We start from the raw sequence: 21,893 nt of genomic DNA, 5'->3' as shown, positions 1-21,893 counted from the left end.
GGAGTCGCCATGACAGGCCCGCTCGCTTCGCTGAAGATCCTCGATTTCTCCACCCTGCTGCCGGGGCCATTCGCCTCGCTGCTGCTGGCCGACATGGGCGCCGAGGTGCTGCGCGTCGAATCCCCCAGCCGCATGGACCTGGTGCGCGTGCTGCCGCCCCATGACGGCGGCACCTCCACCAGCCACGCCTACCTGAACCGCAACAAGCGCAGCATCGCCCTCGACCTCAAGCGCCCCGAGGCGGTGGAGGTGGTGCGCCAGCTGGTGGCCGAGTACGACATCGTGCTGGAGCAGTTCCGCCCCGGGGTGATGGACAAGCTGGGCGTGGGCTACGAGGCGCTGAAGGCGATCAACCCCAGGCTGATCTACGTCTCCATCACCGGCTACGGCCAGAGCGGCCCCTTCCGCGACCGTGCCGGCCACGACATCAACTACCTGGCCGTGGCCGGCATCGCCAGCTACACCGGGCGCCAGGAAAGCGGCCCGCTGCCCCTGGGCGTGCAGTTGGCGGATATCGCCGGGGGCTCGCTGCACGGGGTGATGGGCCTGCTGGCGGCGGTGATCCAGCGCCAGGTGACGGGGGAGGGGCAGCACGTGGACGTGAGCATGACCGACTGTGCCTTCAGCCTGCACGGCATGGCCGGTGCGGGCTATCTCGGTGCCGGCGTGGAGCCGGACATGGAGAACCAGGCGCTCAACGGCGGCAGCTTCTACGACTACTACCGCACCCGCGACGGCCGCTGGTTCTCGGTGGGCAGCCTGGAACCGCAGTTCATGCAGCAGTTCTGCGCTGCCATCGGCCGGCCGGACCTGGCCGCGCGCGGGCTATCGCCCAAGCCGGAGGACCAGCGCGAGCTCAAGCGCGCCATCGAGATTGAGTTCGAGAAGCGCGACTTCGCCGAATGGAGCGAGGTGTTCGCCGCCCTGGATGCCTGCGTCGAGCCGATGCTGCCGCTCTCCGAAGCGGTGCGGCACCCGCAGATCGAGGCGCGCGGCCTGGTCACCGAAGTGCCCCGCGACGGGCTGCCGGCGCAACGGCAGATCGCCTGCCCGATCAAGTTCTCCGGCGGCCTGCCCGCACCGCGCCATGTCGGCGCAGCCGTAGGTGCCCACACCGCCGAGGTGCTGGCCGAGCTGGGCTACACCACCGAGCAGATCACCTCGCTGAAAGCTGGCAAGGTGACGGGATAAAGAGGCTTCAAGCTTCAAGCTTCAAGAGGACCTGTGCATCGGCGGGTTGCACCCGCCCTACGGGCTCCTGCCCGAGGTTCCGCCCTTACTCTTGCCGCTGTTCCCCGCTGAACACCAGGGTCACCTTGCAGCGTCGGCAGTAGTAGCGACGCCCGCGAGCGACCAGGGCGTGGCGCTGGGAGGAGAAGGGGTAGTCGCCGTCCGGGCAGGCGCAGCGGTACATGTAGCGGGTGACCTTGCGGCGCTTGACGTCATAGCTGTGGCAGCGGTTGGGCGGCAGCTCGTAGACGCCCCGCATGATCAGCTGCCATTCCTCGCCATGGGGCTGGATGCGGTGGCCGAACAGTTGGTGGGCGACCAGGTGCGCCACTTCGTGGGCAACGGTCTGCTTGAGGAAATCGTCCTGGTTCTCGCGATACAGCTGGGGGTTGAAGCGCAGCTTGTTCTCATCCAGGTGAGCGACACCGGCCTTCTGACCCCGCAGCTTGAAGCTCACTTCGGGGCGGGTGAACCGGCGTTGGAAAAAAGCTTCCGCCTGCTGGTAGCAGGCTTCGACGCGGGCGTGTAGCAGCTCGGGCATAAAGGGGGCTCTCCAGAGCTCGCAATTATGCCGCAAAGCCGCCACCGGCCGAATCGTTCTCCTGCCGAGCGGTCGTGGTGCGCCGTTCTAGACGCATTCCGGCATCAGGTAGAGGTGCCCGTGCAGGATCACCGAGGCCCGCACGTTGACCATGCCCCGCAAGGCCACGCGCCAGATTGCCGAGTTTTGGTCGAGCGGGAGGGCAAACGAAGAGGCCGCCCATGGGCGGCCTCCGTGCTACGGGTGAAAGGGGTCAGCGGATGTAGACCGGGCCTACGCCCATGCCCCAGAAGATGACGGAGGCGGCGATCATCGCCACCAGCACCACCAGGCCCACGGCCAGCACCGAGCTGGAGAACAGGAAGCCCTCGTCGGATGGAATGTTCATGAAGGTCGGTATGCCCACGTAGAGCAGGTAGACCGTGTAGCAGATGGCGGCGGTGCCGATCATCATGCCCAGCCACAGGTGCGGGTAGAGCGCCGCGAGCCCGCCGATGAACAGCGGCGTGGCGCAGTACGCGGCGAACACGACGCATTCGGTGAAGCTTGGCGAGGCGTCGTAGGTGCGCGCCATCCAGTGGATGAAGGCGCCCATGACGGCGACACCGGCGAGCATGGCGAGGTAGGAGAGGATGGTCATCTGCATCGCGCTGGATTGCGTGAGCATGACCGGATCGCCCTTGCCGATGGCCCAGCCGACCTGGGTGGTTCCTATATAGGCAGAGACAACGGGTATGGCTGCGAGTACCAGGATATGGGTGAGGTACATGTGGCTGATGCTTTCTTCCTCGCCACGGATTTCCTGCCATTCCTGATCGGGATGGGTGAAGAGCCCCCAAACGTGGTGGATCATTCTGAACACCTCCTCATTATTATGAGGTCGCCCCCCAGCGAAGCGCCTGGGACGCATAGCCAGCGCCGCCCGGTGCCCGGCCGACGCATGCGACCTTGTGTCGCAGTATAGGTACAGGCTGGAGTCCGCGTCTGCCGTGGCTTTAGAGCAAATCAGACTTAGTGCTCAGCTGTAATAGCGCTGAAGTATTTCCATCGCCTTGTTGATCGACTGGATGCGCTCGGTGCTGCCGCCGCGATCGGGGTGATGCTGGCTCACCAGTTGGCGGTAGCGATGCTTGATCACCCCGAGGTTGAGCGCTTCCTCGCTGTTCACCAGTTCGAACAGCTCGAGGGCGGCGAGCTTCTCGTCCCCGCCCTGCATGCGCGTCCAGAAGCTCGAGAGCAGTTTCTCGACATCCCGCTCGGTGGTGTCGCGCAGGTGACGGGTGTCCAGGTAGTAGGTGCGCAGCGGGTCGTGTTCGGTGAGGGCATCACTTCCCGCTGCGTAAGGCAGCAGCTGGATGCTCAGCGGGCTGATGGCGAGAAAGGCGGTTCCTTCGGCCCAGAGCCGGTCGCGTAATAGATAGAGGGCGTTGAACAGCAGGAAGTGGGTGCGGAACAGCACCAGGCGATCACCGAGGCCCAGGTTGGGGATGTGGGTGGAGTGGCCGGCCTTCAGGCGCTGGATCAGGTCGAATTCGCCGATGCCGTCCGGTTGCTGGCGGAGCAGCACCAGGAGCTGGTCGGCGAGGTCGAGGGAGGGGTCTAGTTCGTCGTTCATCGGGCGCAGGCTAGCACAGCGAAACAGAGGGCTGGGGCGGCGCGCGCTTTGTGCGTAAAATAGCCAGCTTTTCGCACCCCTCCCCGGATTCCAGAGCACCATGGGCACCCTTTCGGTCAACCAGAACAAACTGCAGAAACGCATCCGTCGCCTCGCTGGCGAAGCCATCGCCGACTTCAACATGATCGAGGAGGGCGACAAGGTCATGGTCTGCCTGTCCGGCGGCAAGGACAGCTACACCATGCTCGACGTCCTGCTGTACCTGCAGAAGGTCGCGCCGATCAAGTTCGAGATCGTGGCGGTGAACATGGACCAGAAGCAGCCCGGCTTCCCCGAGCACGTGCTGCCGGCCTACCTGGACTCCATCGGCGTCGAGTACCACATCGTCGAGAAGGACACCTATTCGGTGGTGAAGGAGAAGATCCCGGAAGGCAAGACCACCTGCTCGCTGTGCTCGCGCCTGCGCCGGGGCACGCTCTACACCTTCGCCGACGAGATCGGTGCGACCAAGATGGCCCTCGGTCACCACCGCGACGACATCCTGGAAACCTTCTTCCTCAACATGTTCTATGGCGGCACCCTCAAGGCCATGCCGCCGAAGCTGCGTGCCGACGACGGCCGCAACGTGGTGATCCGCCCGCTGGCGTACTGCAACGAGGCCGATATCGAGGCCTACTCGCAGCTCAAGGAATTCCCGATCATCCCGTGCAACCTCTGTGGCTCCCAGGAGAACCTGCAGCGCCAGGTGGTCAAGGAGATGCTCCAGGACTGGGAGCGCAAGTCGCCGGGCCGCACCGAGATCATGTTCCGCGCCCTGCAGAACGTGGTGCCCTCGCAACTGGCCGACCGCAACCTGTTCGACTTCACCAACCTGCGCATCGACGAAAGCGCCGCGCCGCGTACCCTGGACGTCGTCAATATCTGAAGTGGAGCTGGAAGCCGAGAGCCTGAAGCCGGAAGGTTTCAAGCTTCAAGCTTCAAGCTTTCTAGCCAAGGCCCTTTTTATGCGTGATTACCGCTGGCTTCACGAGTACTGCCTCAACCGCTTCGGTTCGGCCGAGGCCCTGGAAGCGCGCCTGCCGCAGCCGCGCAGCGATGCCGAGCTGCGCGAGCTGAGCGATGACCGCTACCTGTCGCTGCTGGCCCTGCGGGTGTTCCGTGCCGGGCTCAAGCACAGCCTGGTGGACGCCAAGTGGCCGGCCTTCGAGGAGGTGTTCTTCGGTTTCGATCCGGAGAAGGTGGTGCTGATGGGCGCCGAGCACCTGGAGCGGCTGATGCAGGATGCGCGGCTGATCCGCCACCTGGGCAAGCTCAAGAGTGTGCCGCGCAACGCCCAGTTCATCCTCGACGTGCGTCGCGAGAAGGGCAGCTTCGGTGCGCTGATCGCCGATTGGCCGACGTCCGACATCGTCGGGTTGTGGAAGTACCTGGCCAAGCACGGCAGCCAGATGGGCGGACTTTCGGCGCCGCGTTTCCTGCGCATGGTCGGCAAGGACACCTTCGTCCCGTCCAACGACATGGTCGCGGCGCTCAAGGCCCAGGACATCATCGACAAGGTGCCCACCAGCCTGCGCGACCTGGCGCTGGTACAGGCCGCCTTCAACCGTTGGCACGAGGAAAGCGGGCGGCCGCTGTGCCACCTGTCGGCGATGCTGGCCTACACCGTCAATCACTGACCCGTTTCATCGAGCAGGAGGCTTGCATGGATCATTCGTCGGCTATCGCCCGCGTCGCTGCGGAGCTCAAGCGCGCAGAGCGCATCCTGGTCATCACCGGTGCCGGGCTTTCGGCGGATTCCGGCCTGCCCACCTACCGGGGGCTCGGTGGCCTCTATAACGGCATGACGGAGGAGGGCATCCCGATCGAGGAAGCCATCTCCGGGCCCATGCTGCAGCGCGACCCGGCGCTGTGCTGGAAGTACCTCGCCCAACTCGGCAGCGCCTGCCTGGCCGCGCGCCCCAATCCCGGGCACGAAGCCATCGCGCAATTGCAGCGGCTGAAGCCGGAATGCTGGGTGCTGACGCAGAACATCGACGGCTATCACCGCCAGGCGGGGTCGCCGCCGGAGCGGCTGATCGAGATCCACGGCGAGCTGTCGCCGCTGTTCTGCCAGTCGTGCGGTGCCGAGAGTGACCAACTGTCGCAGCACCTGGAACGGCCTTTGCCTCCCAAATGCACTGTGTGCGGTGGTATCCTCCGGCCTCCCGTCGTCCTGTTCGAGGAAATGCTCCCCGAAAAGGCCATCGACACCCTCTACGCGCAACTGCGCAAGGGCTTCGATGCGGTGCTGGCCGTAGGCACCACGGCGAGCTTCCCCTACATCATCGAACCGGTGATGCGCACCCGCCAGCAAGGCGGCTTCACGGCGGAGATCAACCCCGCCAGCACCGACCTCGCACGCTCAGTCGACGTACATCTGAAGGGAAAGGCCTTAGATGTTTTGCAGGAACTACTGAGTCACATTTCGATCGATTAAATTTGCAAATTAGATCGATAGAGGGCATATTCGCGCCTTCTTATAATTTTCGACACGGTCGTGCCCATGCTCAGTCGCTTCGCACCCCTCGTGCCCATTGCGTTTGCACTGTTTCTTACCGCTTGCGCCGGCGTCTCGCCAAAGCCGCAAGTAGCCGTCACTCCGGAACCTCAGGCCGTCATCGAAGAGCCGAGCGTCCAGGACATGGCGGACATGATGGACGACGAGCCCTACCAGCTGCCGTCCCTCGCTGACAACGTTCTCGAGCGTGGCTTCGAGCTGGTGGGGACTCCCTACCGCTTCGGTGGTCGCTCGCTGAAGACCGGCTTCGATTGCAGCGGCTTCGTCGGCTACCTGTTCAAGGAAGAGGCGGGCATCCAGCTGCCGCGCTCTACCCGTGAAATGATCAACCTCGATGCGCCGGTCATTGCGCGCAGCGAACTGAAGCCGGGCGACATCGTCTTCTTCAATAACCGTGGTCGTGGTCGCGTCAGCCACGCCGGCATCTACATCGGCGACGACCAGTTCATCCATTCCTCCAGCCACCGCAGCGGCGGTGTGCGGGTCGACAGCCTGGATGATCGCTACTGGAACGCCAGCTACATGGAAGCCAAGCGCGTCCTCGCGCAGGTCTCCCCCTCGATGAACGCCTCGGCGCAGGGCTCGATGCACCGCTGATCGCGATCCAGATACACCTATCGGCCCGGACTCTGTTCCGGGCCGAGTCGTTTCTGCCTTCCTTTATATAAGTGTGGGTTGCCGCCCAAGCGCAGCGGCGATGGCTTTTTGCTTGCATTATTCGAGCGGGATCAGCACATTAGCGTGCAAACCTCAAGTCAGGACTGACTTGCCATGCCCGCCTTGCACCGTCTCACCCTCATCGCGCTGCTCGCCCTGCTCGGTGCCTGCTCCAGCCATGCGCCGGCTCCCGCTCCGGTCTACACCCCGCCCGTGGTTCAGGCGCCGTCCTCGCCGGCGGCCGATGACGTGCTGTTCCGCGCCCTCGGCCTGGTGGGTACGCCCTACCGCTACGGCGGCAACACGCCGGACAGCGGCTTCGATTGCAGCGGCCTGATCGGCTACGTGTACCGCGACGCCGCCGGCATCAGCCTGCCGCGCTCCACCCGCGAGCTCATCGCCATGCGCGTGCCGACCATTGGCATGAACGCCCTGCAGAGCGGCGACCTGGTGTTCTTTGCCACCAACGGCGGCGGCCAGGTCAGCCACGCCGGCATCTACGTCGGCGAGGGGCGCTTCGTCCATGCGCCTTCCAGCGGCGGAACGGTACGCCTCGACAGCCTGTCCAACAGCTACTGGCAGAAAAGCTACCTGAATGCCAAGCGCGTGCTGCTCGACTCGCACCTGGCAAGCACGCCCTGAGAGGCTGCATGACCACCCGGACGCTCAACCTCGACGACGACCTCTACCGCTACCTGCTCGACGTTTCCCTGCGCGAGACGCCGTTGCTGGCGCGCCTGCGCGAAGAGACCGCGCGACTGCCCACGGCGCGCTGGCAGATCGCCCCCGAGCAGGGTCAGTTCATGGCCATGCTGGTGCGCCTCACCGGCGCGCGACGCATCCTCGAGATCGGCACCTTCACCGGCTACAGCGCCTTGGTGATGGCCGAGGCCATGCCGGCGGATGGCCGTATCCTCTGCTGCGACCTGCCCGGCGACTACAACGCCGTCGCCCGGCGCTACTGGCAGGAAGCCGGCGTCGAAGCCCGCATCGACCTGCAACTGGCCCCGGCCCTGGAAACCCTCGGGCGCCTGGAGCGGGAAGGGCAGGCCGGCAGCTTCGACCTGATCTTCATCGACGCCGACAAGGCCAACTACCCCGCCTACCTGGAACACGCCCTGGCCCTGGTGCGCAGCGGTGGCCTGGTGCTGTTCGATAACGTGCTGTGGAGCGGCCGCGTGCTGGAAGCCAGCCCCGACAGCGCCGACACCCGCGCCATCAAGGCCCTGAATCGCGCGCTCAAGACCGATGCCCGCGTCGATCTCTCGCTGCTGCCCATCGGCGACGGGCTGACCCTCTGCCGCAAGCGCTGAGCCCGTGGCCGAGCCCATCCGCCTGCCGCCCCAGCCGGACGCCTGCGAACTCTGCAAGCGCGCCGCGCCCCTGACCCGCCATCACCTGATCCCCAAGGCCCTGCACGGCAAGACCTACGTGCAGAAGCGCTTCGCCCGCAGCGAGCGCATCACCGCCACCCTTTGGGTCTGCCGCCCCTGCCACAACCAGATCCACCGCCTGTTCAGCGAAAAGGAGCTGGCGCTGACCTACAACAGCCGCGACGCGCTGATGGCCGACGAGCGCCTGCGCACCTTCGTCGACTGGCTGGCGGGCAAACCGGCGGGGTTCGAGCCGAGGCATTGAAGGCACACGGTTGCCCCGCCTGTGCCCAGGTATTACCGTCATCCATCTGGTAATACCGAGGATGCCGCCATGCCGACCACAGTCACCAGCAAGGGCCAGGTTACGATCCCCAAGCCGATCCGCGATGCGCTTGGCCTGCACCCGGGCATGTCCGTGGAATTCAGCGTCAACCAGCAGGGCGAAGTGGTGCTCAACCGCGTCGACCCCGAGCCCCAGGCGGCGGACCGTTTCGAGACCGTTCGCGGCAAGGCCGGGCGCCAGTGGCGCACCGACGAGCTGATGGCCCTGCTGCGTGGCGAAGACTGATGGTGCTGGTCGATACCAATGTGCTGATCGACGTCCTGGCCGATGATCCCCGTTGGGCCGACTGGTCGATCCACCAGTTGCGCGCCCAGTCCCGGGTGCACGCACTGGCGATCAACGCAGTGGTCTACGCCGAGTTGGCGCTCACTTTCGATCGCTTCGAAGCCCTCGACGAGACGATCGAGCAATTGCAGCTACAGCTGCTGGAAATCCCACGTCCGGCGCTCTTCCTCGCGGGAAAGGCCTTTGCCCGCTATCGCCGGGCGGGAGGCGTGAAGGAGGGCGTGCTGGCGGACTTCTTCATCGGTGCCCATGCGTCGGTGGAAGGCTGTGCTCTGCTGACGCGCGATGTGCGGCGTTATCGCAGCTACATTCCCGGGTTGCAGCTGATCAGCCCAGGCGAATCCTGACTCAAGCCGCCTTCGCCATCGCCTCGCATTCCACCGCGCAGCGCTGGCAGGCCTGCGCGCATTCCTGGCAGTGGTCGTGGTCATGCTTGGCGCATTCTTCGGCGCAGGCCTGGCAGGCGATGGCGCAGAGGCGGCAGATCTCGTCGGCCAGGGGGCTGTCGCGGGCCATCAGCAGGGCGGCGAGGCGGCACAGGTCGGCGCAGTCGCGGTCGGTGCGGATGCACAGCGCCATGTGTCCGGCGTCTTCCTCGCGCAGGCAGGAGGTGGCGCAGTGTTCACAGGCGATGGCGCAGGCGTTGCAGGCCTGGATGCAGGAGGCATAGCGGTCGCGGATCATGGAGGTCTCCTCATGGAGTGGGTCCTGTTGAGTGGACGTGTCTCCGCCCCCGTCGGTTCGACCTATTTCCCGCCCGCCGCCCGTCGATTGACCCTGGCCACCCCGGCCACTAAGCTGCGCGCCTTGCATCAGGTGCCCCGTGGCCATGCCGCCGGGGTGAAACAGGGAAGCCGGTCCATTCTCCCGAAGAATCCGGCGCTGCCCCCGCAACGGTAGGCGAATCAGACTCCGCAACAGCCACTGTGCCCAGGCATGGGAAGGCGCGGAAGGGAACCGACGGTTCCACTCGCAAGCCCGGAGACCGGCCTGGTGTGACTGCGCATGGGATCGCCCATGCATCACCCCAGAAGGTCGCGCGGGTGGCGCGACGGAGATCGAATCTTGAGTCGATACGCTTCCCCGAGGCCGGCGCTGCTGGCTGTTCTCGGCATTTCGTGCATTTCCCCGCTGGCCGCCGCGCCCCTCGAACTTGACGAGCAAGTGGTCACCGCCACCCGCAGCGAGCAGCCCGTGCGCGCCAGCCTGGCCGCCACCACCGTGATCGACCGCGAGGCCATCGAGCGCAGCCAGGCGAGCTCCGCGCCCGAGCTGCTGCGCAAGGTGCCGGGCGTGACCCTCAGCAACAACGGCGGCCCCGGCAAGAACACCACGCTGTTCATGCGCGGCAGCGAGTCCGACCACGTGCTGGTGCTGATCGACGGCGTCAAGGTCGGCTCCGTCAGCGCCGGGCTCACGGCCTTCCAGGACCTGCCGGTGGAGCTGATCGAGCGCATCGAAGTGGTCCGTGGCCCGCGCTCCAGCCTCTACGGTTCCGAAGCCATAGGCGGGGTGATCCAGATCTTCACCCGCAAAGGGCACGGCGAGGGCGCGGCGAAGCCTTGGTTCTCCGCCGGCTACGGCACCCATGACAGCTACCAGGGCAGCGCCGGGGTAGCCGGTGGCGATGAGCAGGCCTGGTACAACATCGGCGTCAGCAGCCAGGACACCGACGGCATCAACTCCCGCCGCCAGGGCAGCAACTACTACGAGCCCGACGCCGACGGCTACCGCAACCTGTCCGGTACCCTGAATGCCGGTGTGCAGCTCGGCAGTCTGGCGCTGGATGGCACGCTGATGCGCGCCAAGGCCCACAACGACTACGACGACATCGACAGCAGTGGCTACCTGCATCCCCTCGGCGGCCACGGCGCCAACGCCGACAACCGCCAGGAGGTGATCGGCGGCCGCGCCCGCTTCAGCCCCCAGGACATCTGGAACATCACCCTCCGGGCCGGTCGCAGCGAGGACAAGTCCACCAGCCACACCGATGGCCTGTTCGATGCCCGCTTCGACTCCACCCGCGACAGCGCCTCCTGGCTCAACGACCTGACCCTCGCCGAAGGCCACGTCCTGACCCTCGGCTACGACTGGCAGCGTGACCAGGTCAGCAGCTCCACGGCCTTCGAGCAGGACTCGCGCCGCAACCAGGGGTGGTTCGCCCAGTACCTGGGGCAAGCTGGCCAGCAGGACTGGCAGCTGTCACTGCGCCGTGACGACAACGAGCAGTTCGGCACCCACGACACCGGCAGCGCCGCCTGGGGCTATGCGTTCACCGATGAATTGCGCTTCAGCCTCAGCTACGGCACCGCCTTCAAGGCGCCCAGCTTCAACGAGCTTTACTACCCCGGCTATGGCAACCCGGGCCTGGACGCGGAAACCTCCGAGAGCTTCGAGGCCGCGCTCACCGGGCAGCACGACTGGGGCCACTGGTCGGTTAACGCCTACCGCACCCATGTCGACGACCTGATCGCCTACGACTCCACCCTCGGCCCGTACGGCGGCCCCAACAACATCGGCAAGGCCCGCATCGACGGCCTCGAACTGGTGCTCGGCAGCCAGTGGCTGGGTTGGGACTGGAACGCCAACGCCACCTTCCTCGACGCCGAGAACCGCGACCACGGCAGCAACGCCGGCAACGAGCTGCCGCGCCGTCCGCAACAGAGCTTCAACCTCGACCTGGACCGGCGCATCGGCCGCTTCGGCCTGGGCGCCACGCTGCACGCCGAAGGCCGCAGCTACGACGACCTGGCCAACCGCAACAAGGTGGCCGGCTACGCCACCCTCGACCTGCGCGGCGAATACTGGCTGAACGAGGAGTGGCGCCTGCAGGCCAAGGTCACCAACCTGCTGGATGCCGACTACGAAACCGCGCTGGACTACAACCAGCCCGGCCAGGCAGTGTTCTTCAGCGTCCGCTACCAAGCCCTCTGACAGGAGCCCCCATGACCGAATCCATCGAACGCGATGCCCGCCACAAGGCGCGCATGCAGCGCAAGAAAGCCCTGATCGACGAGAAGATCGCCCAGGCCCAGGACGAGTACGGCCTGCTGCTGGTGCACACCGGCAATGGCAAGGGCAAGAGCAGCTCGGCCTTCGGCATGGTCGCCCGCGCCCTCGGGCACGGTGTGAAGGTGGGCGTGGTGCAGTTCATCAAGGGCGGCATGTCCACCGGCGAGGAAGCCTTCTTCCGCCGCTTCCCGGACGAGGTCGCCTACCACGTGATGGGCGAGGGCTACACCTGGGACACCCAGGACCGCCAGCGCGACATCGACAAGGCGCAGCAGGCCTGGGCCGTCGCGGCGCAGCTGCTCAACGACCCGCAGGTGGGCCTGGTGGTACTGGATGAGCTGAACATCGCCCTCAAGCACGGCTACCTTGACCTGGAGACCGTGCTCCGCGACATCGAATCGCGCCCCGAGCTGCAGCACGTGGTCGCCACCGGCCGTGGCGCGCCTCAGGGTCTGATCGACGCCGCCGACACCGTCACCGAGATGAGCCTGGTCAAGCACGCCTTCAAGTCCGGGGTGAAGGCGCAGAAAGGGGTGGAATTCTGAGCACCTCCACGCGCCATTGCCCGGCCCTGCTGATCGCCGCCCCGGCGTCCGGCCAGGGCAAGACCACCGTCACCGCCGCCCTGGCGCGCCTGCACACCCGCCAGGGCAAGCGCGTGCGGGTGTTCAAGTGCGGGCCGGATTTCCTCGACCCGATGATCCTCGCCCGTGCCTCCGGCGCACCGGTGTACCAGCTGGACCTGTGGATGATCGGCGAGGCGGAAAGCCGCCGCCTGCTCTGGGAGGCCGCTGCCGAAGCGGACCTGATCCTTATCGAAGGGGTGATGGGCCTGTTCGACGGCTCGCCCTCGGCTGCCGACCTGGCGCGCTGCTTCGGCGTGCCGGTGATGGCGGTGATCAATGGCGCCGCCATGGCCCAGACCTTCGGCGCCCTGGCCGTGGGCCTGGCCACCTACCAACCGGGCCTGCCGTTCTCCGGCGTGCTCGGCAACCGCGTCGGCAGCCAGCGCCACAGCGACCTGATCCGCGACAGCCTGCCGGACTGGATCCGCTGGTACGGCTCCCTGCCGCGCAGCGCCGAGGTCGAGTTGCCCAGCCGCCACCTGGGGCTGGTACAGGCCGAGGAACTGGCTGACCTGGATGCGCGCCTGGACGCCGCTGCCGATGCCCTGGCCGCCAGCGCCTCGGTGGAGCTGCCGCCGGCCGTAGCCTTCGAGGCGCCGCCGGCCCATGAGCTGCAACCGCTGCTCGAAGGCGTGCGCATCGGCGTCGCCCGCGACACCTCCTTCGCCTTCACCTACCAGGCCAACCTCGACCTGCTGCGCGCCCTGGGTGCCGAGCTGCAGTTCTTCTCGCCGCTGACCGACGCCGCGCTGCCCGAGGTGGACAGCCTCTACCTGCCCGGTGGCTACCCCGAGCTGCACCTGGCGCCGTTGGCGGAGAACCGCGCCATGGCGGCGGCGATCCGTGCCCACTGCGACGCGGGCAAGCCGACGCTCGCCGAGTGCGGCGGCATGCTCTACCTGCTGGACGCGCTGACCGACGCCGAAGGCGAGCGTGCCGAACTGGTGGGCCTGCTGCCCGGCAGCGCGGTGATGCAGAAGCGCCTGGTGGCCCTGGCCTTGCAGGAAGTCGAGCTGCCCGGCGGTGCCTTGCGTGGCCACACCTACCACCATTCGCGCCTCGACTCGTCGCTGCAGCCCCTGGCGCGCGGCACCTGCCCGAACGACAAGCCGGTGGCCGAGGCGGTGTTCCGCATCGGCCGCCTCACCGCGTCCTATATCCACTTCTACCTGCCTTCCAATCCCGCTGCGGCGGCGGAGCTCCTGCGCCCATGACCGACAACGCCTTCAGCCCCGAGGAACGCGCCGCCGTTTACCGCGCCATCGCCGAGCGTCGCGACATGCGCCACTTCAGCGGCGGCGAGGTGGCGCCCGAGCTGCTCGCACGGCTGCTGGAGGCGGCGCACCAGGCGCCCAGCGTCGGCCTGATGCAGCCCTGGCGCTTCATCCGCGTCACCGAGCCGGCGCTGCGTGAGGACATTCACGGCCTGGTGGAGGCGGAGCGGGTGCGCACCGCCGAGGCGCTGGGCGAGCGCTCCGACGAATTCATGCGGCTCAAGGTCGAAGGCATCCGCGACTGCGCCGAGCTGCTGGTGGCCGCGCTGATGGACGGGCGCGAGGCCCATGTCTTCGGCCGACGCACCCTGCCGGAAATGGATATGGCGTCCCTGGCCTGCGCGATTCAGAATCTCTGGCTCGCCGCCCGCGCCGAAGGGCTGGGCCTGGGCTGGGTCTCGCTGTTCGACCCGCAGGCCCTGGCCGAGCTGCTCGGCATGCCGCCCGGCAGCAAGCCCCTGGCGGTGCTCTGCCTGGGCCCGGTGGAGGTCTTCTACCCGGCGCCGATGCTGGCGCTGGAGGGCTGGGCGCAGCCGCGCCCGTTGTCCGAATTACTGTTCGAGAACCAGTGGGGAAACAAGGAATGAGCCTGGGCATGCTGACATTGGCCGCCGTGGTGCTGGATGCCGTCTTTGGCGAGCCACGGCGCTGGCACCCGCTGGTGGCCTTCGGCAACTGGGCCAAGCGCCTCGAGCAACGCTTCAACCCCGGTGGCCGTGGCTGGCGCAGCCATGGCGTCAGCGCCTGGGTGATCGCCGTGCTGCCGCTGACCCTGGCCGCCTGGTGGCTGGCCGAGCTGCCCTGGATCGGCACCCTGGTGGGCGTCATCGCCCTCTACGCCGCCATCGGCCTGCGCAGCCTCAATGAACACGCCGAGCCGGTGGCCCGCGCCCTCGAGGCCGGTGACCTGGAGCAGGCACGCCAGCGCGTCGGCTACATGGTCAGCCGAGAAACCCGCGAACTGGACGAAGGCGCCGTGGCCCGTGCCGCCACCGAGTCGGTGCTGGAGAACGGCAGCGATGCGGTGTTCGCTGCGCTGTTCTGGTTCGCCGTGGCCGGCGCGCCGGGCGTGGTGCTGTACCGCCTGAGCAACACACTCGATGCCATGTGGGGCTACCGCAACGCGCGCTTCGAACGCTTCGGCTGGGCCGCCGCGCGCATCGATGACGTTCTCAACTACATTCCCGCGCGCCTGGTGGCACTGACCTACGCGCTGCTCGGCAAGACGGCCGTGGCGCTACACTGCTGGCGCAAGCAGGCACCGCTCTGGGACAGCCCCAACGCCGGCCCGGTGATGGCCGCCGGCGCCGGTGCGCTGGGCGTGCAACTGGGTGGCCCGGCCGTCTATCACGGTGAGCTGCACGAGCGCCCGCACCTGGGGCTGGGCGAGCCCGCGCGGGCCGAAGACATCGACCGCGGCATGGACCTGGTGCGTCAGGGCGTGATGCTCTGGGTGGGCGTGCTGATCATCGGAGGGTGGCTCTTTGCTTGAGCATGGAGGCAGGCTGCGCGCCGCCGCGCAGCGTTATCGCATCCCTGAGGCCGACTGGCTCGATCTCTCCACCGGCCTGGCGCCCTACGGCTGGACCCTGCCGGAGGTGCCCGGCGCCGCCTGGGCCCGCCTGCCCGAGCAGGACGACGGCCTGGAAGAGGCCGCCCGCCGCTATTACAAGGCCCCGACCCTGTTGCCGGTGGCCGGCTCCCAGGCCGCCATCCAGGCACTGCCGCGCATTCGCCGTACCTCCCAGGTGGGCATCCTCTCGCCCTGTTACGCCGAGCATGCCGCCGCCTGGCGCCGGGTCGGCCATCGCCTGGAAGAGATCAGCGAAGCCGGTGCCCGTCGCGCCATCGACCGCCTGGACGTGCTGGTGGTGGTCAACCCGAACAACCCCACCGGCCAGCGCTACTCGCCGGAGCTGCTGCTGGACTGGCATGCGCGCCTGGCCGAGCGCGGCGGCTGGCTGGTGGTGGACGAAGCCTTCATGGACTGCACCCCGGACCAGAGCCTGGCGCGCATCAGCCACCTGCCGGGGCTCATCGTGCTGCGCTCCTTCGGCAAGTTCTTCGGCCTCGCCGGGCTGCGCCTGGGGTTCGTCTGCGCCGCCCAGGAGCTGCTCGATGAAATGGAGGAGCTGCTCGGCCCCTGGGCCGTGAGCGGCCCCGCCCGTTTCATCGCCAAGACCCTGCTGCAAGACGCCGACGGCCAGGCCCGGCAGCGTGAGCGCCTGCTGGTGGACGGCCAGCGCCTGGCGCGCCTGCTCACCGACAACGGCCTGCAGCCCACCGGTGGCTGCGCCCTGTTCCAGTGGGTGGCCATGCCCCATGCCGGGGTGATGCACGAATACCTCGCCGCCCACGGCATCCTTACCCGCCTGTTCCTCACGCCGTCGAGCCTGCGCTTCGGCCTGCCACCGGACGAAGCCGGCTGGCGGCGCCTGGACCAGGCCCTGAGCGGCTTCGCCCGGGAGCTCGCATGACCACGCTGATGGTGCAGGGCACCACCTCCGACGCCGGCAAGAGCACCCTGGTGACCGCGCTGTGCCGCTGGCTCAAGCGCCAGGGCGTGGCGGTGGTGCCGTTCAAGCCGCAGAACATGGCGCTGAACAGCGCGGTGACCGCCGACGGCGGCGAGATCGGCCGCGCCCAGGCGGTGCAGGCCCAGGCCTGTGGGCTGGCGCCGCACACCGACATGAACCCGGTGCTGCTCAAGCCCAATACCGACACCGGCGCCCAGGTGATCATCCACGGCCGCGCCGTCACCTCGATGAACGCGGTCGCCTACCACGACTACAAGAAGGTGGCGATGCAGGCGGTGCTGGCCTCCCACCAGCGCCTCGAAGCCGGTTACCAGGTGGTGATGGTGGAAGGGGCGGGCTCGCCGGCGGAGATCAACCTGCGCGCCAACGACATCGCCAACATGGGCTTCGCCGAGGCGGTGGACTGCCCGGTGATCCTCATCGCCGACATCGACCGGGGCGGCGTCTTCGCCCACCTGGTGGGCACCCTGGCGTTGCTCTCGGAAAGCGAGCAGGCGCGGGTGAAAGGCTTCGTGATCAACCGTTTCCGCGGCGACATCGCCTTGCTGCAGCCGGGCCTCGACTGGCTGGAACAACGTACCGGCAAGCCGGTGCTCGGCGTGCTGCCGTACCTCACCGACTTCCACCTGGAGGCGGAGGACGCCATCGACCGGCGCCAGGACGCCAAGCCCCGCGAGGCGCTGAAGGTGGTGGTGCCGGTGCTGCCACGCATCAGCAACCACACCGATTTCGACCCATTGCGCCTGCACCCGCAGGTGCAGCTGACCCTGGTCGGCCCCGGCCAGGCGATGCCGGCGGCGGACCTGATCGTGCTACCCGGCTCCAAGAGCGTTCGCGCCGACCTGGCCTTCCTCCGCCAGCAGGGCTGGGATCTGGCCATTGCCCGCCACCTGCGCTACGGCGGCAAGCTGCTGGGCATCTGCGGCGGCCTGCAGATGCTCGGTGAGCGCATCGACGATCCCCATGGCCTGGAAGGGCCCGCCGGCAGCAGCGCCGGCCTCGGCCTGCTGGCCTTCGACACGGTGCTGGAGCCGGAGAAGCAGCTGCGCAACGTGCGCGGCTACCTGGGCCTGGAGAACGCGCCAGTGACCGGCTACGAGATCCACGCCGGGGTCAGTCGCGGTGCTGCCCTGGAGCAACCGGCGGTGCGGCTGGACGATGGCCGCGCCGACGGTGCCATGAGCGCCGACGGCCAGGTGCTTGGCACCTACCTGCACGGTCTGTTCGAAGGCGCCGAGGCCCGTGATGCGCTGCTGCGCTGGGCCGGCCTCGCCGAAGTGCAGGCGGTGGACTACCCGGCGCTGCGCGAGCGTGACATTGAGCGCCTGGCCGACCAGGTCGAGCGCCACCTGGATACCGACCTGCTGCGCCGCCTCTGCGGCCTGGAGCCCGTCCATGGTTGAACTCATCCTCGGCGGCGCCCGCTCGGGCAAGAGCCGCCTGGCCGAACGCCTCGCCACTGAATCCGGCCTGGCCGTCACCTACATCGCCACCAGCCAGCCCCTGGACGGAGAAATGAGCCAGCGCGTGGCCAGCCACCGCGCCCGCCGCCCCGACCACTGGGGCCTGGTGGAAGAGCCCGTCGAACTGGCCCGGGTGCTGCGCGAGCATGCCGCCCCCGGCACCTGCCTGCTGGTGGATTGCCTGACCCTGTGGCTGACCAACCTGCTGATGCTGGAGGACGAGGCGCGCCTCGTCGCCGAGCGCGATGCCCTGCTGGCCTGCATCGGCGAGCTGCCGGGGCGGGTGCTGCTGGTGAGTAATGAAACCGGCCTCGGGGTCGTGCCCCTGGGCGAACTGACCCGCCGCTACGTCGATGAAGCCGGTTGGCTGCACCAGGCCCTGGCCGAGCGTTGCACCCGCGTGACCTTCACCGTCGCCGGCCTGCCCATGCTGTTAAAGGGAGAGCCCCTATGAACACCCTCGCGTGGTGGTTGGCCGAATGCCAGCCCCAGGACCATGTCGCCCGCACCCGGGCCCAGGCCCGCCAGGACCAACTGACCAAGCCCCGCGGCGCCCTGGGCCAGCTGGAAGGCCTGGCCATCACCCTGGCCGCCATGCAGGGCAGCGATCGCCCCGAGGTGGCGCGGCCCTGGTTCGCCGTGTTCGCCGGCGACCACGGCGTGGTGGCGGAGGGCGTTTCCGCCTACCCGCAGGCGGTGACCGGCGAGATGCTGCGCAACTTCGTGCGCGGCGGCGCGGCCATCAGCGTGCTGGCCCACAGCCTCGGCGCCACCCTGGAACTGGTCGACCTGGGCACCGCCGTGCCCCTGGAAAAACTGCCCGGCGTGCTGCACCTGGGCCTGGGCGCCGGCACTGCCAACTTCGCCCGCGAGCCGGCCATGAGCGATGCCCAGTGCCTGGCCGCCCTGGAGGCCGGCCGCGCCAGCGCCGTGCGCGCGGTGGAGTCGGGCGCGGACATCTACCTCGGCGGCGAGATGGGCATCGGCAACACCACCGCCGCCAGCGCCCTGGCCTGCGCGCTGCTGGGCACCCCGGCGGCGCAACTGGTCGGCCCCGGCACCGGGCTGGACGACAAGGGCGTGCAGCACAAGGCCGAGGTGATCGAGCGCGCCCTGGCCCTGCACAGCCCCCATTGCCATGGCCCGCTGGAAAGCCTGCGCCGCCTCGGCGGCTTCGAGGTCGCCGCCCTGGCCGGTGCCTACCTCGGCTGCGCCCAGCGCGGCATCCCGGTGCTGGTGGATGGCTTCATCTGCAGCGTGGCCGCCCTGTGCGCGGTGCGCATGAACCCGGCCTGCCGCGACTGGCTGCTGTTCTCCCACCGCTCCGCCGAGCCGGGCCACCAGGCCGTGCTGGCGGAGCTGCAGGCGCAAACCCTGCTCGACCTCGGCCTGCGCCTGGGCGAGGGCAGCGGTGCCGCCATCGCCTTGCCGCTGCTGCGCCTGGCCTGTGACCTGCACAACGGCATGGCCACCTTCGCCGAAGCCGCCGTTTCGGATCGCCCGGCATGAGCCTGGTCATCGACCTGCTGCGCCACGGCGAGACCGAACTGGGCGCAGGTTTTCGCGGCAGCCTGGACGACGCCCTGACCGAAACCGGCTGGGCGCAGATGCGCAGCGCAGTGGAGGGGGCCGGCCCCTGGGACGCCATCGTCGCCTCGCCACTGCAACGCTGCGCGCGCTTCGCCGAGGAGCTGGCCGGGCGCCTGGACCTGCCGCTGCGCTTCGATGCCGACCTGCGCGAACTGCATTTCGGCGCCTGGGAGGGCCGCACTGCCGCCCAGTTGATGGCCACCGACGAAACCGGGCTGGGCCTGTTCTGGAACGACCCCTACAGCTTCACCCCGCCCGGGGGCGAAACGCTGCTGGACTTCGAGGCCCGCGTCCACGCCGCGGCTGCGCGGCTGCAGGAAGGCTTCGCCGGCCAGCGCCTGCTGGTGGTCAGCCACGGCGGGGTGATCCGCCTGCTGCTGGCCCGTGCGCGGGGCCTGCCCCGAGCCCAGTTGATGCAGGTGGAGGTGCCCCACGCCACGCTGCACCGGATCGTTTTGCCATGATCCCGCTGCTGATCGCCCTGCAATTCCTCACCCGCCTGCCGGTGCGCCTGCCGGGCATGCCCGAGCCGGTGCAGGTGGGGCGCTCGCTGCTGTTCTACCCGCTGGTGGGGGGGCTGCTCGGCCTGGCGCTGCTGGCGCTGGAATGGCTGCTGGGTGACACCTCGGTGCTGCTCAAGGCCGCGCTGCTGCTCGCCGCCTGGGTGGCCTTGAGCGGTGGCCTGCACCTGGACGGGCTGGCCGATACGGCGGACGCCTGGGTGGGCGGCTACGGCGACCGCGAGCGCACCCTGACCATCATGAAGGACCCGCGCAGCGGCCCCATCGCCGTGGTCGTATTGGTGCTGGTGCTGCTGCTGAAGTTTTCTGCCCTGGTCGCCCTGCTGGAGCAGGGCCCCATCGCCGCGCTGTTGCTGGCGCCCTGGCTGGCGCGCGGCCTGCTGCCGTTGCTGTTCATGACCACCCCCTACGTGCGCCCGGGCGGCCTGGGCCAGGCCCTGGCCGAGCACCTGCCGCGCCAGGCGCTGCCCTGGGTGCTGGGCGCCCACGCGCTGCTGGGCCTGGTGTTCGGCTGGGTGGCGCTGGTGTCGCTGGCGGCGGCCCTGGCCGTGTTCGCCGGGTGGCGGCGCGGCCTGATGCGCCGGCTGGGCGGCACCACCGGGGACACCGCCGGGGCGCTGGTGGAGCTGGTGGAGGTGGGGGTGCTGGTGGCGGTGGTACTGCTGGCCTGAGCACCGGGGCCGCGCGGCCCCGGTGCGACCCGGTTCAGAAACGCAGCTTGCTGCGCCAGTCCTCGTGGACGGCGGTGGGGGCTACTTCCACACGGAAGCGGCTGCCGTCCTGGGCGTTGCCCCAGAGGAACAGGTGGTCCTTCCAGGCGCCGTCGGGCCAGATCTTCAGGTAGTAGTCGTGGCCGGGCAGGGGGCGTTGCCCGCTGTAGTCGATGAAGGCCACCTGGTCGCCGTCCTTCAGGCATTGCCCCTGGTCGTTGTCGATCTGCACGCGCAGGTGCCGCGAGGGCTTGCCGGCGGCGGGGTAGTAGCCCCATTTGCCGGCACCGTGTTCGTACCAGGTGAGGAAGTAGCCGGGGTAGGCGCGGGATTCCAGGGTGACGTAGTCGCCGTTGCGTACGCAGAAGCTGGCGAAGTGGTCCCAGGCATTGAGGCTGAAGGTGCTGGCGTCGTCGCGGCCGTTGCCGGTGACGGTGACCCAGTTGGTGGCCTTTGCCCCGGTGCGCAGGGCGTTGCCGTTGTCCAGGCTGCGCAGCACCACGCGGGCGTAGCGGTTGTCGGTGGGCTTGTAGGCCTGCTGCGGCGTGCGCAGCGGGTCGGCGTAGGTGAAGGCGGCCACCGGGTAGTGGTCGGAGTAGTCCTGGTAGTACCAGGTGTTGACGCCGTCGCTGGCACTCCAGCGCGGGGAGGGGATGTCCAGCGCCTGGTTGTGCCAGTAGGACACCTGGCCATGGCGGTTGGAGACGAGGATGTAGTCGAGGTACTCCGGCGGGTTGCTCGGGGCCTTGCCGGGGCCGTTGTCCTTGTAGGGGTACTGGTAGCCGGTGACGCCGTTGCGCCGGGTGTCGAAGGTGGCGGAGGCACCGGCGTAGCTGTCGGGCTCGCGCAGGTCCAGCTGGGCCAGCATGTGCGGGTATTCGTCGCTGCTGCGGATGACGTTGAGGTCGCCGCCGATGAACAGCACTTCGTTGGCGGGAATGTTCTCGCGGTCGATGAAGGCGCGCATTTCCCTGAACTGGCTTTCCCGCACGGCACGGCCTCCATCCGGGCAAGCGCTGTCGGCGGCCTGGGTGTGGGTGGCGATGACGTGGAAGGGGCGCTCGCCGCGCAGCACCTTGACGTAGACGAAGCCCTTGTTGGCCAGCCGGTCGGCGCCACAGGCATCGCGGTAGAGGTATTGCACCCGGCGTGCGATGGGCCAGCGGCTGACGATGGCGACGCCGCCGTCCTCGAGGTTGGCGGCGGGGTTGCCGGTGGTGGCGTCCCAGCCTGCGGTGGAGCGGCCGAGGACGGGCGTCTGGTGCGGGTAGCGGTCCTTCACGCCGCTCAGCAGGATGTCGGAGGCGGCGTTGTCGAACAGTTCGTTGAAGATCACCAGGTCGCGTTCTTCCAGGTAGTCGGCGCGGGTCATCAGCCGGGCGCGTTCCTGGTTGCTCCAGCTGAACTTGAACGGCAGGGGGGTGAGGAAGAAGGCGTTGTGGGTGAGCAGGTTGTAGGCGTCGGGCCGGGGATCGGGGGCGGCCTGGGCCTGGGCGGCGGCGAGGAGGGAGAGCAGCGCTCCGGTGATGCGGGCAGATGGGGTCATCGGCATGTCC

At 68.3% G+C, this 21,893-nt stretch carries 26 protein-coding genes and 1 riboswitch; of the genes, 21 read left to right on the top strand and 5 right to left on the bottom strand.

The genetic code is table 11. The annotated features are described in order from the left end of the window. The first annotated feature begins 9 nt into the window (after positions 1–9). The gene (locus ACXI0U_RS15045) at positions 10–1,191 is read left to right on the top strand and encodes a CaiB/BaiF CoA transferase family protein (RefSeq protein WP_479550491.1); all 1,182 of its coding nucleotides are present in this window, start codon (positions 10–12) and stop codon (positions 1,189–1,191) included. Positions 1,192–1,276: 85 nt separating this feature from the next. Here the strand turns inward: ACXI0U_RS15045 and ACXI0U_RS15040 are convergent, their stop codons facing one another. From ACXI0U_RS15040 to ACXI0U_RS15030, 3 genes are all read right to left on the bottom strand, one after another. Continuing rightward, on the bottom strand, positions 1,277–1,771 hold the full coding sequence (locus ACXI0U_RS15040) for a SprT family zinc-dependent metalloprotease (protein WP_479550490.1): 495 nt from the start codon (positions 1,769–1,771) through the stop codon (positions 1,277–1,279). Between the two features lie 253 nt (positions 1,772–2,024). Beyond that, complete coding sequence (locus ACXI0U_RS15035) at positions 2,025–2,624, bottom strand: Yip1 family protein (protein ID WP_021222635.1); 600 nt, start codon at positions 2,622–2,624, stop codon at positions 2,025–2,027. Positions 2,625–2,789: 165 nt separating this feature from the next. Continuing rightward, positions 2,790–3,386, bottom strand: a complete 597-nt coding sequence (locus ACXI0U_RS15030; protein ID WP_021222636.1) for a DNA-J related domain-containing protein — start codon at positions 3,384–3,386, stop codon at positions 2,790–2,792. 100 nt (positions 3,387–3,486) lie between these two features. Between ACXI0U_RS15030 and ttcA the strand changes: the two genes are divergently transcribed. The 9 genes from ttcA to ACXI0U_RS14985 all read left to right on the top strand — a co-directional run bounded on the left by ttcA (position 3,487) and on the right by ACXI0U_RS14985 (position 8,951). Next, positions 3,487–4,311, top strand: a complete 825-nt coding sequence (ttcA, locus tag ACXI0U_RS15025) for a tRNA 2-thiocytidine(32) synthetase TtcA (RefSeq protein WP_021222637.1) — start codon at positions 3,487–3,489, stop codon at positions 4,309–4,311. Positions 4,312–4,390: 79 nt separating this feature from the next. After that, positions 4,391–5,062 carry a DNA-3-methyladenine glycosylase I gene (locus tag ACXI0U_RS15020; protein WP_021222690.1) on the top strand — a complete coding sequence of 224 codons (672 nt, stop codon included), beginning with the start codon at positions 4,391–4,393 and terminating at the stop codon, positions 5,060–5,062. A gap of 26 nt (positions 5,063–5,088) precedes the next feature. Next, positions 5,089–5,862 carry an NAD-dependent deacylase gene (locus tag ACXI0U_RS15015; protein WP_021222691.1) on the top strand — a complete coding sequence of 258 codons (774 nt, stop codon included), beginning with the start codon at positions 5,089–5,091 and terminating at the stop codon, positions 5,860–5,862. Between the two features lie 66 nt (positions 5,863–5,928). Beyond that, the gene (locus ACXI0U_RS15010) at positions 5,929–6,540 is read left to right on the top strand and encodes a C40 family peptidase (protein ID WP_031289040.1); all 612 of its coding nucleotides are present in this window, start codon (positions 5,929–5,931) and stop codon (positions 6,538–6,540) included. A gap of 174 nt (positions 6,541–6,714) precedes the next feature. Next, on the top strand, positions 6,715–7,242 hold the full coding sequence (locus ACXI0U_RS15005; RefSeq protein ID WP_021222693.1) for a C40 family peptidase: 528 nt from the start codon (positions 6,715–6,717) through the stop codon (positions 7,240–7,242). An 8-nt stretch (positions 7,243–7,250) separates the two neighbouring features. Further along, positions 7,251–7,913, top strand: coding sequence for a class I SAM-dependent methyltransferase (locus tag ACXI0U_RS15000; RefSeq protein WP_271658495.1), 663 nt, complete (start codon positions 7,251–7,253; stop codon positions 7,911–7,913). A 4-nt stretch (positions 7,914–7,917) separates the two neighbouring features. Further along, positions 7,918–8,238 carry a hypothetical protein gene (locus ACXI0U_RS14995; protein ID WP_184487955.1) on the top strand — a complete coding sequence of 107 codons (321 nt, stop codon included), beginning with the start codon at positions 7,918–7,920 and terminating at the stop codon, positions 8,236–8,238. 69 nt (positions 8,239–8,307) lie between these two features. Next, the gene (locus ACXI0U_RS14990; protein WP_479550489.1) at positions 8,308–8,544 is read left to right on the top strand and encodes an AbrB/MazE/SpoVT family DNA-binding domain-containing protein; all 237 of its coding nucleotides are present in this window, start codon (positions 8,308–8,310) and stop codon (positions 8,542–8,544) included. Next, positions 8,544–8,951: a type II toxin-antitoxin system VapC family toxin gene (locus ACXI0U_RS14985; protein WP_479550488.1), complete on the top strand. Its 408-nt coding sequence runs from the start codon at positions 8,544–8,546 to the stop codon at positions 8,949–8,951. Before ACXI0U_RS14990 ends, ACXI0U_RS14985 begins: the two co-directional genes overlap by 1 nt. Before the next feature lies 1 nt (position 8,952). Here the strand turns inward: ACXI0U_RS14985 and ACXI0U_RS14980 are convergent, their stop codons facing one another. Continuing rightward, a complete protein-coding gene (locus tag ACXI0U_RS14980) occupies positions 8,953–9,288 on the bottom strand; it encodes a four-helix bundle copper-binding protein (protein WP_479550487.1) in 336 nt (111 codons plus the stop codon). Between the two features lie 113 nt (positions 9,289–9,401). After that, positions 9,402–9,612, top strand: a riboswitch (cobalamin riboswitch). A gap of 57 nt (positions 9,613–9,669) precedes the next feature. On the opposite strand from ACXI0U_RS14980, the gene btuB reads away from it, so the two are divergent. Genes btuB through ACXI0U_RS14925 form a run of 11 tightly spaced genes read left to right on the top strand, consistent with a single transcriptional unit; the run spans position 9,670 to position 20,298 of the window. Further along, the gene (gene btuB / locus ACXI0U_RS14975) at positions 9,670–11,538 is read left to right on the top strand and encodes a TonB-dependent vitamin B12 receptor (RefSeq protein ID WP_479550486.1); all 1,869 of its coding nucleotides are present in this window, start codon (positions 9,670–9,672) and stop codon (positions 11,536–11,538) included. 11 nt (positions 11,539–11,549) lie between these two features. After that, a complete protein-coding gene (gene cobO, locus ACXI0U_RS14970) occupies positions 11,550–12,161 on the top strand; it encodes a cob(I)yrinic acid a,c-diamide adenosyltransferase (RefSeq protein ID WP_021222700.1) in 612 nt (203 codons plus the stop codon). Then, positions 12,158–13,456 carry a cobyrinic acid a,c-diamide synthase CobB gene (locus ACXI0U_RS14965; protein WP_043244948.1) on the top strand — a complete coding sequence of 433 codons (1,299 nt, stop codon included), beginning with the start codon at positions 12,158–12,160 and terminating at the stop codon, positions 13,454–13,456. Before cobO ends, ACXI0U_RS14965 begins: the two co-directional genes overlap by 4 nt. Next, positions 13,453–14,103 (top strand): 5,6-dimethylbenzimidazole synthase, encoded by a 651-nt coding sequence (gene bluB / locus ACXI0U_RS14960; RefSeq protein ID WP_265169305.1) that lies wholly within the window; start codon positions 13,453–13,455, stop codon positions 14,101–14,103. Before ACXI0U_RS14965 ends, bluB begins: the two co-directional genes overlap by 4 nt. Then, positions 14,100–15,008, top strand: a complete 909-nt coding sequence (gene cbiB / locus ACXI0U_RS14955) for an adenosylcobinamide-phosphate synthase CbiB (RefSeq protein ID WP_021222703.1) — start codon at positions 14,100–14,102, stop codon at positions 15,006–15,008. Before bluB ends, cbiB begins: the two co-directional genes overlap by 4 nt. After that, positions 15,001–15,993, top strand: coding sequence for a threonine-phosphate decarboxylase CobD (cobD, locus tag ACXI0U_RS14950; RefSeq protein ID WP_316927442.1), 993 nt, complete (start codon positions 15,001–15,003; stop codon positions 15,991–15,993). Before cbiB ends, cobD begins: the two co-directional genes overlap by 8 nt. After that, positions 15,990–17,456, top strand: coding sequence for a cobyric acid synthase (locus ACXI0U_RS14945; protein ID WP_479550485.1), 1,467 nt, complete (start codon positions 15,990–15,992; stop codon positions 17,454–17,456). The genes cobD and ACXI0U_RS14945 overlap by 4 nt, the downstream gene beginning before the upstream one ends. Continuing rightward, positions 17,449–17,970: a bifunctional adenosylcobinamide kinase/adenosylcobinamide-phosphate guanylyltransferase gene (gene cobU, locus ACXI0U_RS14940; protein WP_479550484.1), complete on the top strand. Its 522-nt coding sequence runs from the start codon at positions 17,449–17,451 to the stop codon at positions 17,968–17,970. The genes ACXI0U_RS14945 and cobU overlap by 8 nt, the downstream gene beginning before the upstream one ends. Beyond that, the gene (gene cobT / locus ACXI0U_RS14935) at positions 17,967–19,025 is read left to right on the top strand and encodes a nicotinate-nucleotide--dimethylbenzimidazole phosphoribosyltransferase (RefSeq protein ID WP_043246193.1); all 1,059 of its coding nucleotides are present in this window, start codon (positions 17,967–17,969) and stop codon (positions 19,023–19,025) included. The genes cobU and cobT overlap by 4 nt, the downstream gene beginning before the upstream one ends. Continuing rightward, positions 19,022–19,570 (top strand): alpha-ribazole phosphatase family protein, encoded by a 549-nt coding sequence (gene cobC / locus ACXI0U_RS14930; protein ID WP_479550483.1) that lies wholly within the window; start codon positions 19,022–19,024, stop codon positions 19,568–19,570. Before cobT ends, cobC begins: the two co-directional genes overlap by 4 nt. Then, positions 19,567–20,298: an adenosylcobinamide-GDP ribazoletransferase gene (locus tag ACXI0U_RS14925; RefSeq protein WP_479550482.1), complete on the top strand. Its 732-nt coding sequence runs from the start codon at positions 19,567–19,569 to the stop codon at positions 20,296–20,298. The genes cobC and ACXI0U_RS14925 overlap by 4 nt, the downstream gene beginning before the upstream one ends. Before the next feature lie 34 nt (positions 20,299–20,332). On the opposite strand, the gene sph is transcribed toward ACXI0U_RS14925, so the two are convergent. Beyond that, positions 20,333–21,883 carry a sphingomyelin phosphodiesterase gene (gene sph / locus ACXI0U_RS14920; RefSeq protein ID WP_479550481.1) on the bottom strand — a complete coding sequence of 517 codons (1,551 nt, stop codon included), beginning with the start codon at positions 21,881–21,883 and terminating at the stop codon, positions 20,333–20,335. Positions 21,884–21,893 lie beyond the last annotated feature (10 nt).

The organism is Pseudomonas sp. C9D1, from assembly GCF_056491235.1.
This window is presented reverse-complemented; position numbering and strand designations above follow the sequence as displayed.

Coding starts and splice junctions, on each gene's coding strand:
- ACXI0U_RS15045 (WP_479550491.1), top strand. CDS start 10: ATGACAGGCCCGCTCGCTTCGCTGAAGATCCTCGATTTCTCCACCCTG.
- ACXI0U_RS15040 (WP_479550490.1), bottom strand. CDS start 1,771: ATGCCCGAGCTGCTACACGCCCGCGTCGAAGCCTGCTACCAGCAGGCG.
- ACXI0U_RS15035 (WP_021222635.1), bottom strand. CDS start 2,624: ATGATCCACCACGTTTGGGGGCTCTTCACCCATCCCGATCAGGAATGG.
- ACXI0U_RS15030 (WP_021222636.1), bottom strand. CDS start 3,386: ATGAACGACGAACTAGACCCCTCCCTCGACCTCGCCGACCAGCTCCTG.
- ttcA (WP_021222637.1), top strand. CDS start 3,487: ATGGGCACCCTTTCGGTCAACCAGAACAAACTGCAGAAACGCATCCGT.
- ACXI0U_RS15020 (WP_021222690.1), top strand. CDS start 4,391: ATGCGTGATTACCGCTGGCTTCACGAGTACTGCCTCAACCGCTTCGGT.
- ACXI0U_RS15015 (WP_021222691.1), top strand. CDS start 5,089: ATGGATCATTCGTCGGCTATCGCCCGCGTCGCTGCGGAGCTCAAGCGC.
- ACXI0U_RS15010 (WP_031289040.1), top strand. CDS start 5,929: ATGCTCAGTCGCTTCGCACCCCTCGTGCCCATTGCGTTTGCACTGTTT.
- ACXI0U_RS15005 (WP_021222693.1), top strand. CDS start 6,715: ATGCCCGCCTTGCACCGTCTCACCCTCATCGCGCTGCTCGCCCTGCTC.
- ACXI0U_RS15000 (WP_271658495.1), top strand. CDS start 7,251: ATGACCACCCGGACGCTCAACCTCGACGACGACCTCTACCGCTACCTG.
- ACXI0U_RS14990 (WP_479550489.1), top strand. CDS start 8,308: ATGCCGACCACAGTCACCAGCAAGGGCCAGGTTACGATCCCCAAGCCG.
- ACXI0U_RS14985 (WP_479550488.1), top strand. CDS start 8,544: ATGGTGCTGGTCGATACCAATGTGCTGATCGACGTCCTGGCCGATGAT.
- ACXI0U_RS14980 (WP_479550487.1), bottom strand. CDS start 9,288: ATGATCCGCGACCGCTATGCCTCCTGCATCCAGGCCTGCAACGCCTGC.
- cobO (WP_021222700.1), top strand. CDS start 11,550: ATGACCGAATCCATCGAACGCGATGCCCGCCACAAGGCGCGCATGCAG.
- bluB (WP_265169305.1), top strand. CDS start 13,453: ATGACCGACAACGCCTTCAGCCCCGAGGAACGCGCCGCCGTTTACCGC.
- cbiB (WP_021222703.1), top strand. CDS start 14,100: ATGAGCCTGGGCATGCTGACATTGGCCGCCGTGGTGCTGGATGCCGTC.
- ACXI0U_RS14945 (WP_479550485.1), top strand. CDS start 15,990: ATGACCACGCTGATGGTGCAGGGCACCACCTCCGACGCCGGCAAGAGC.
- cobU (WP_479550484.1), top strand. CDS start 17,449: ATGGTTGAACTCATCCTCGGCGGCGCCCGCTCGGGCAAGAGCCGCCTG.
- cobT (WP_043246193.1), top strand. CDS start 17,967: ATGAACACCCTCGCGTGGTGGTTGGCCGAATGCCAGCCCCAGGACCAT.
- cobC (WP_479550483.1), top strand. CDS start 19,022: ATGAGCCTGGTCATCGACCTGCTGCGCCACGGCGAGACCGAACTGGGC.
- ACXI0U_RS14925 (WP_479550482.1), top strand. CDS start 19,567: ATGATCCCGCTGCTGATCGCCCTGCAATTCCTCACCCGCCTGCCGGTG.
- sph (WP_479550481.1), bottom strand. CDS start 21,883: ATGACCCCATCTGCCCGCATCACCGGAGCGCTGCTCTCCCTCCTCGCC.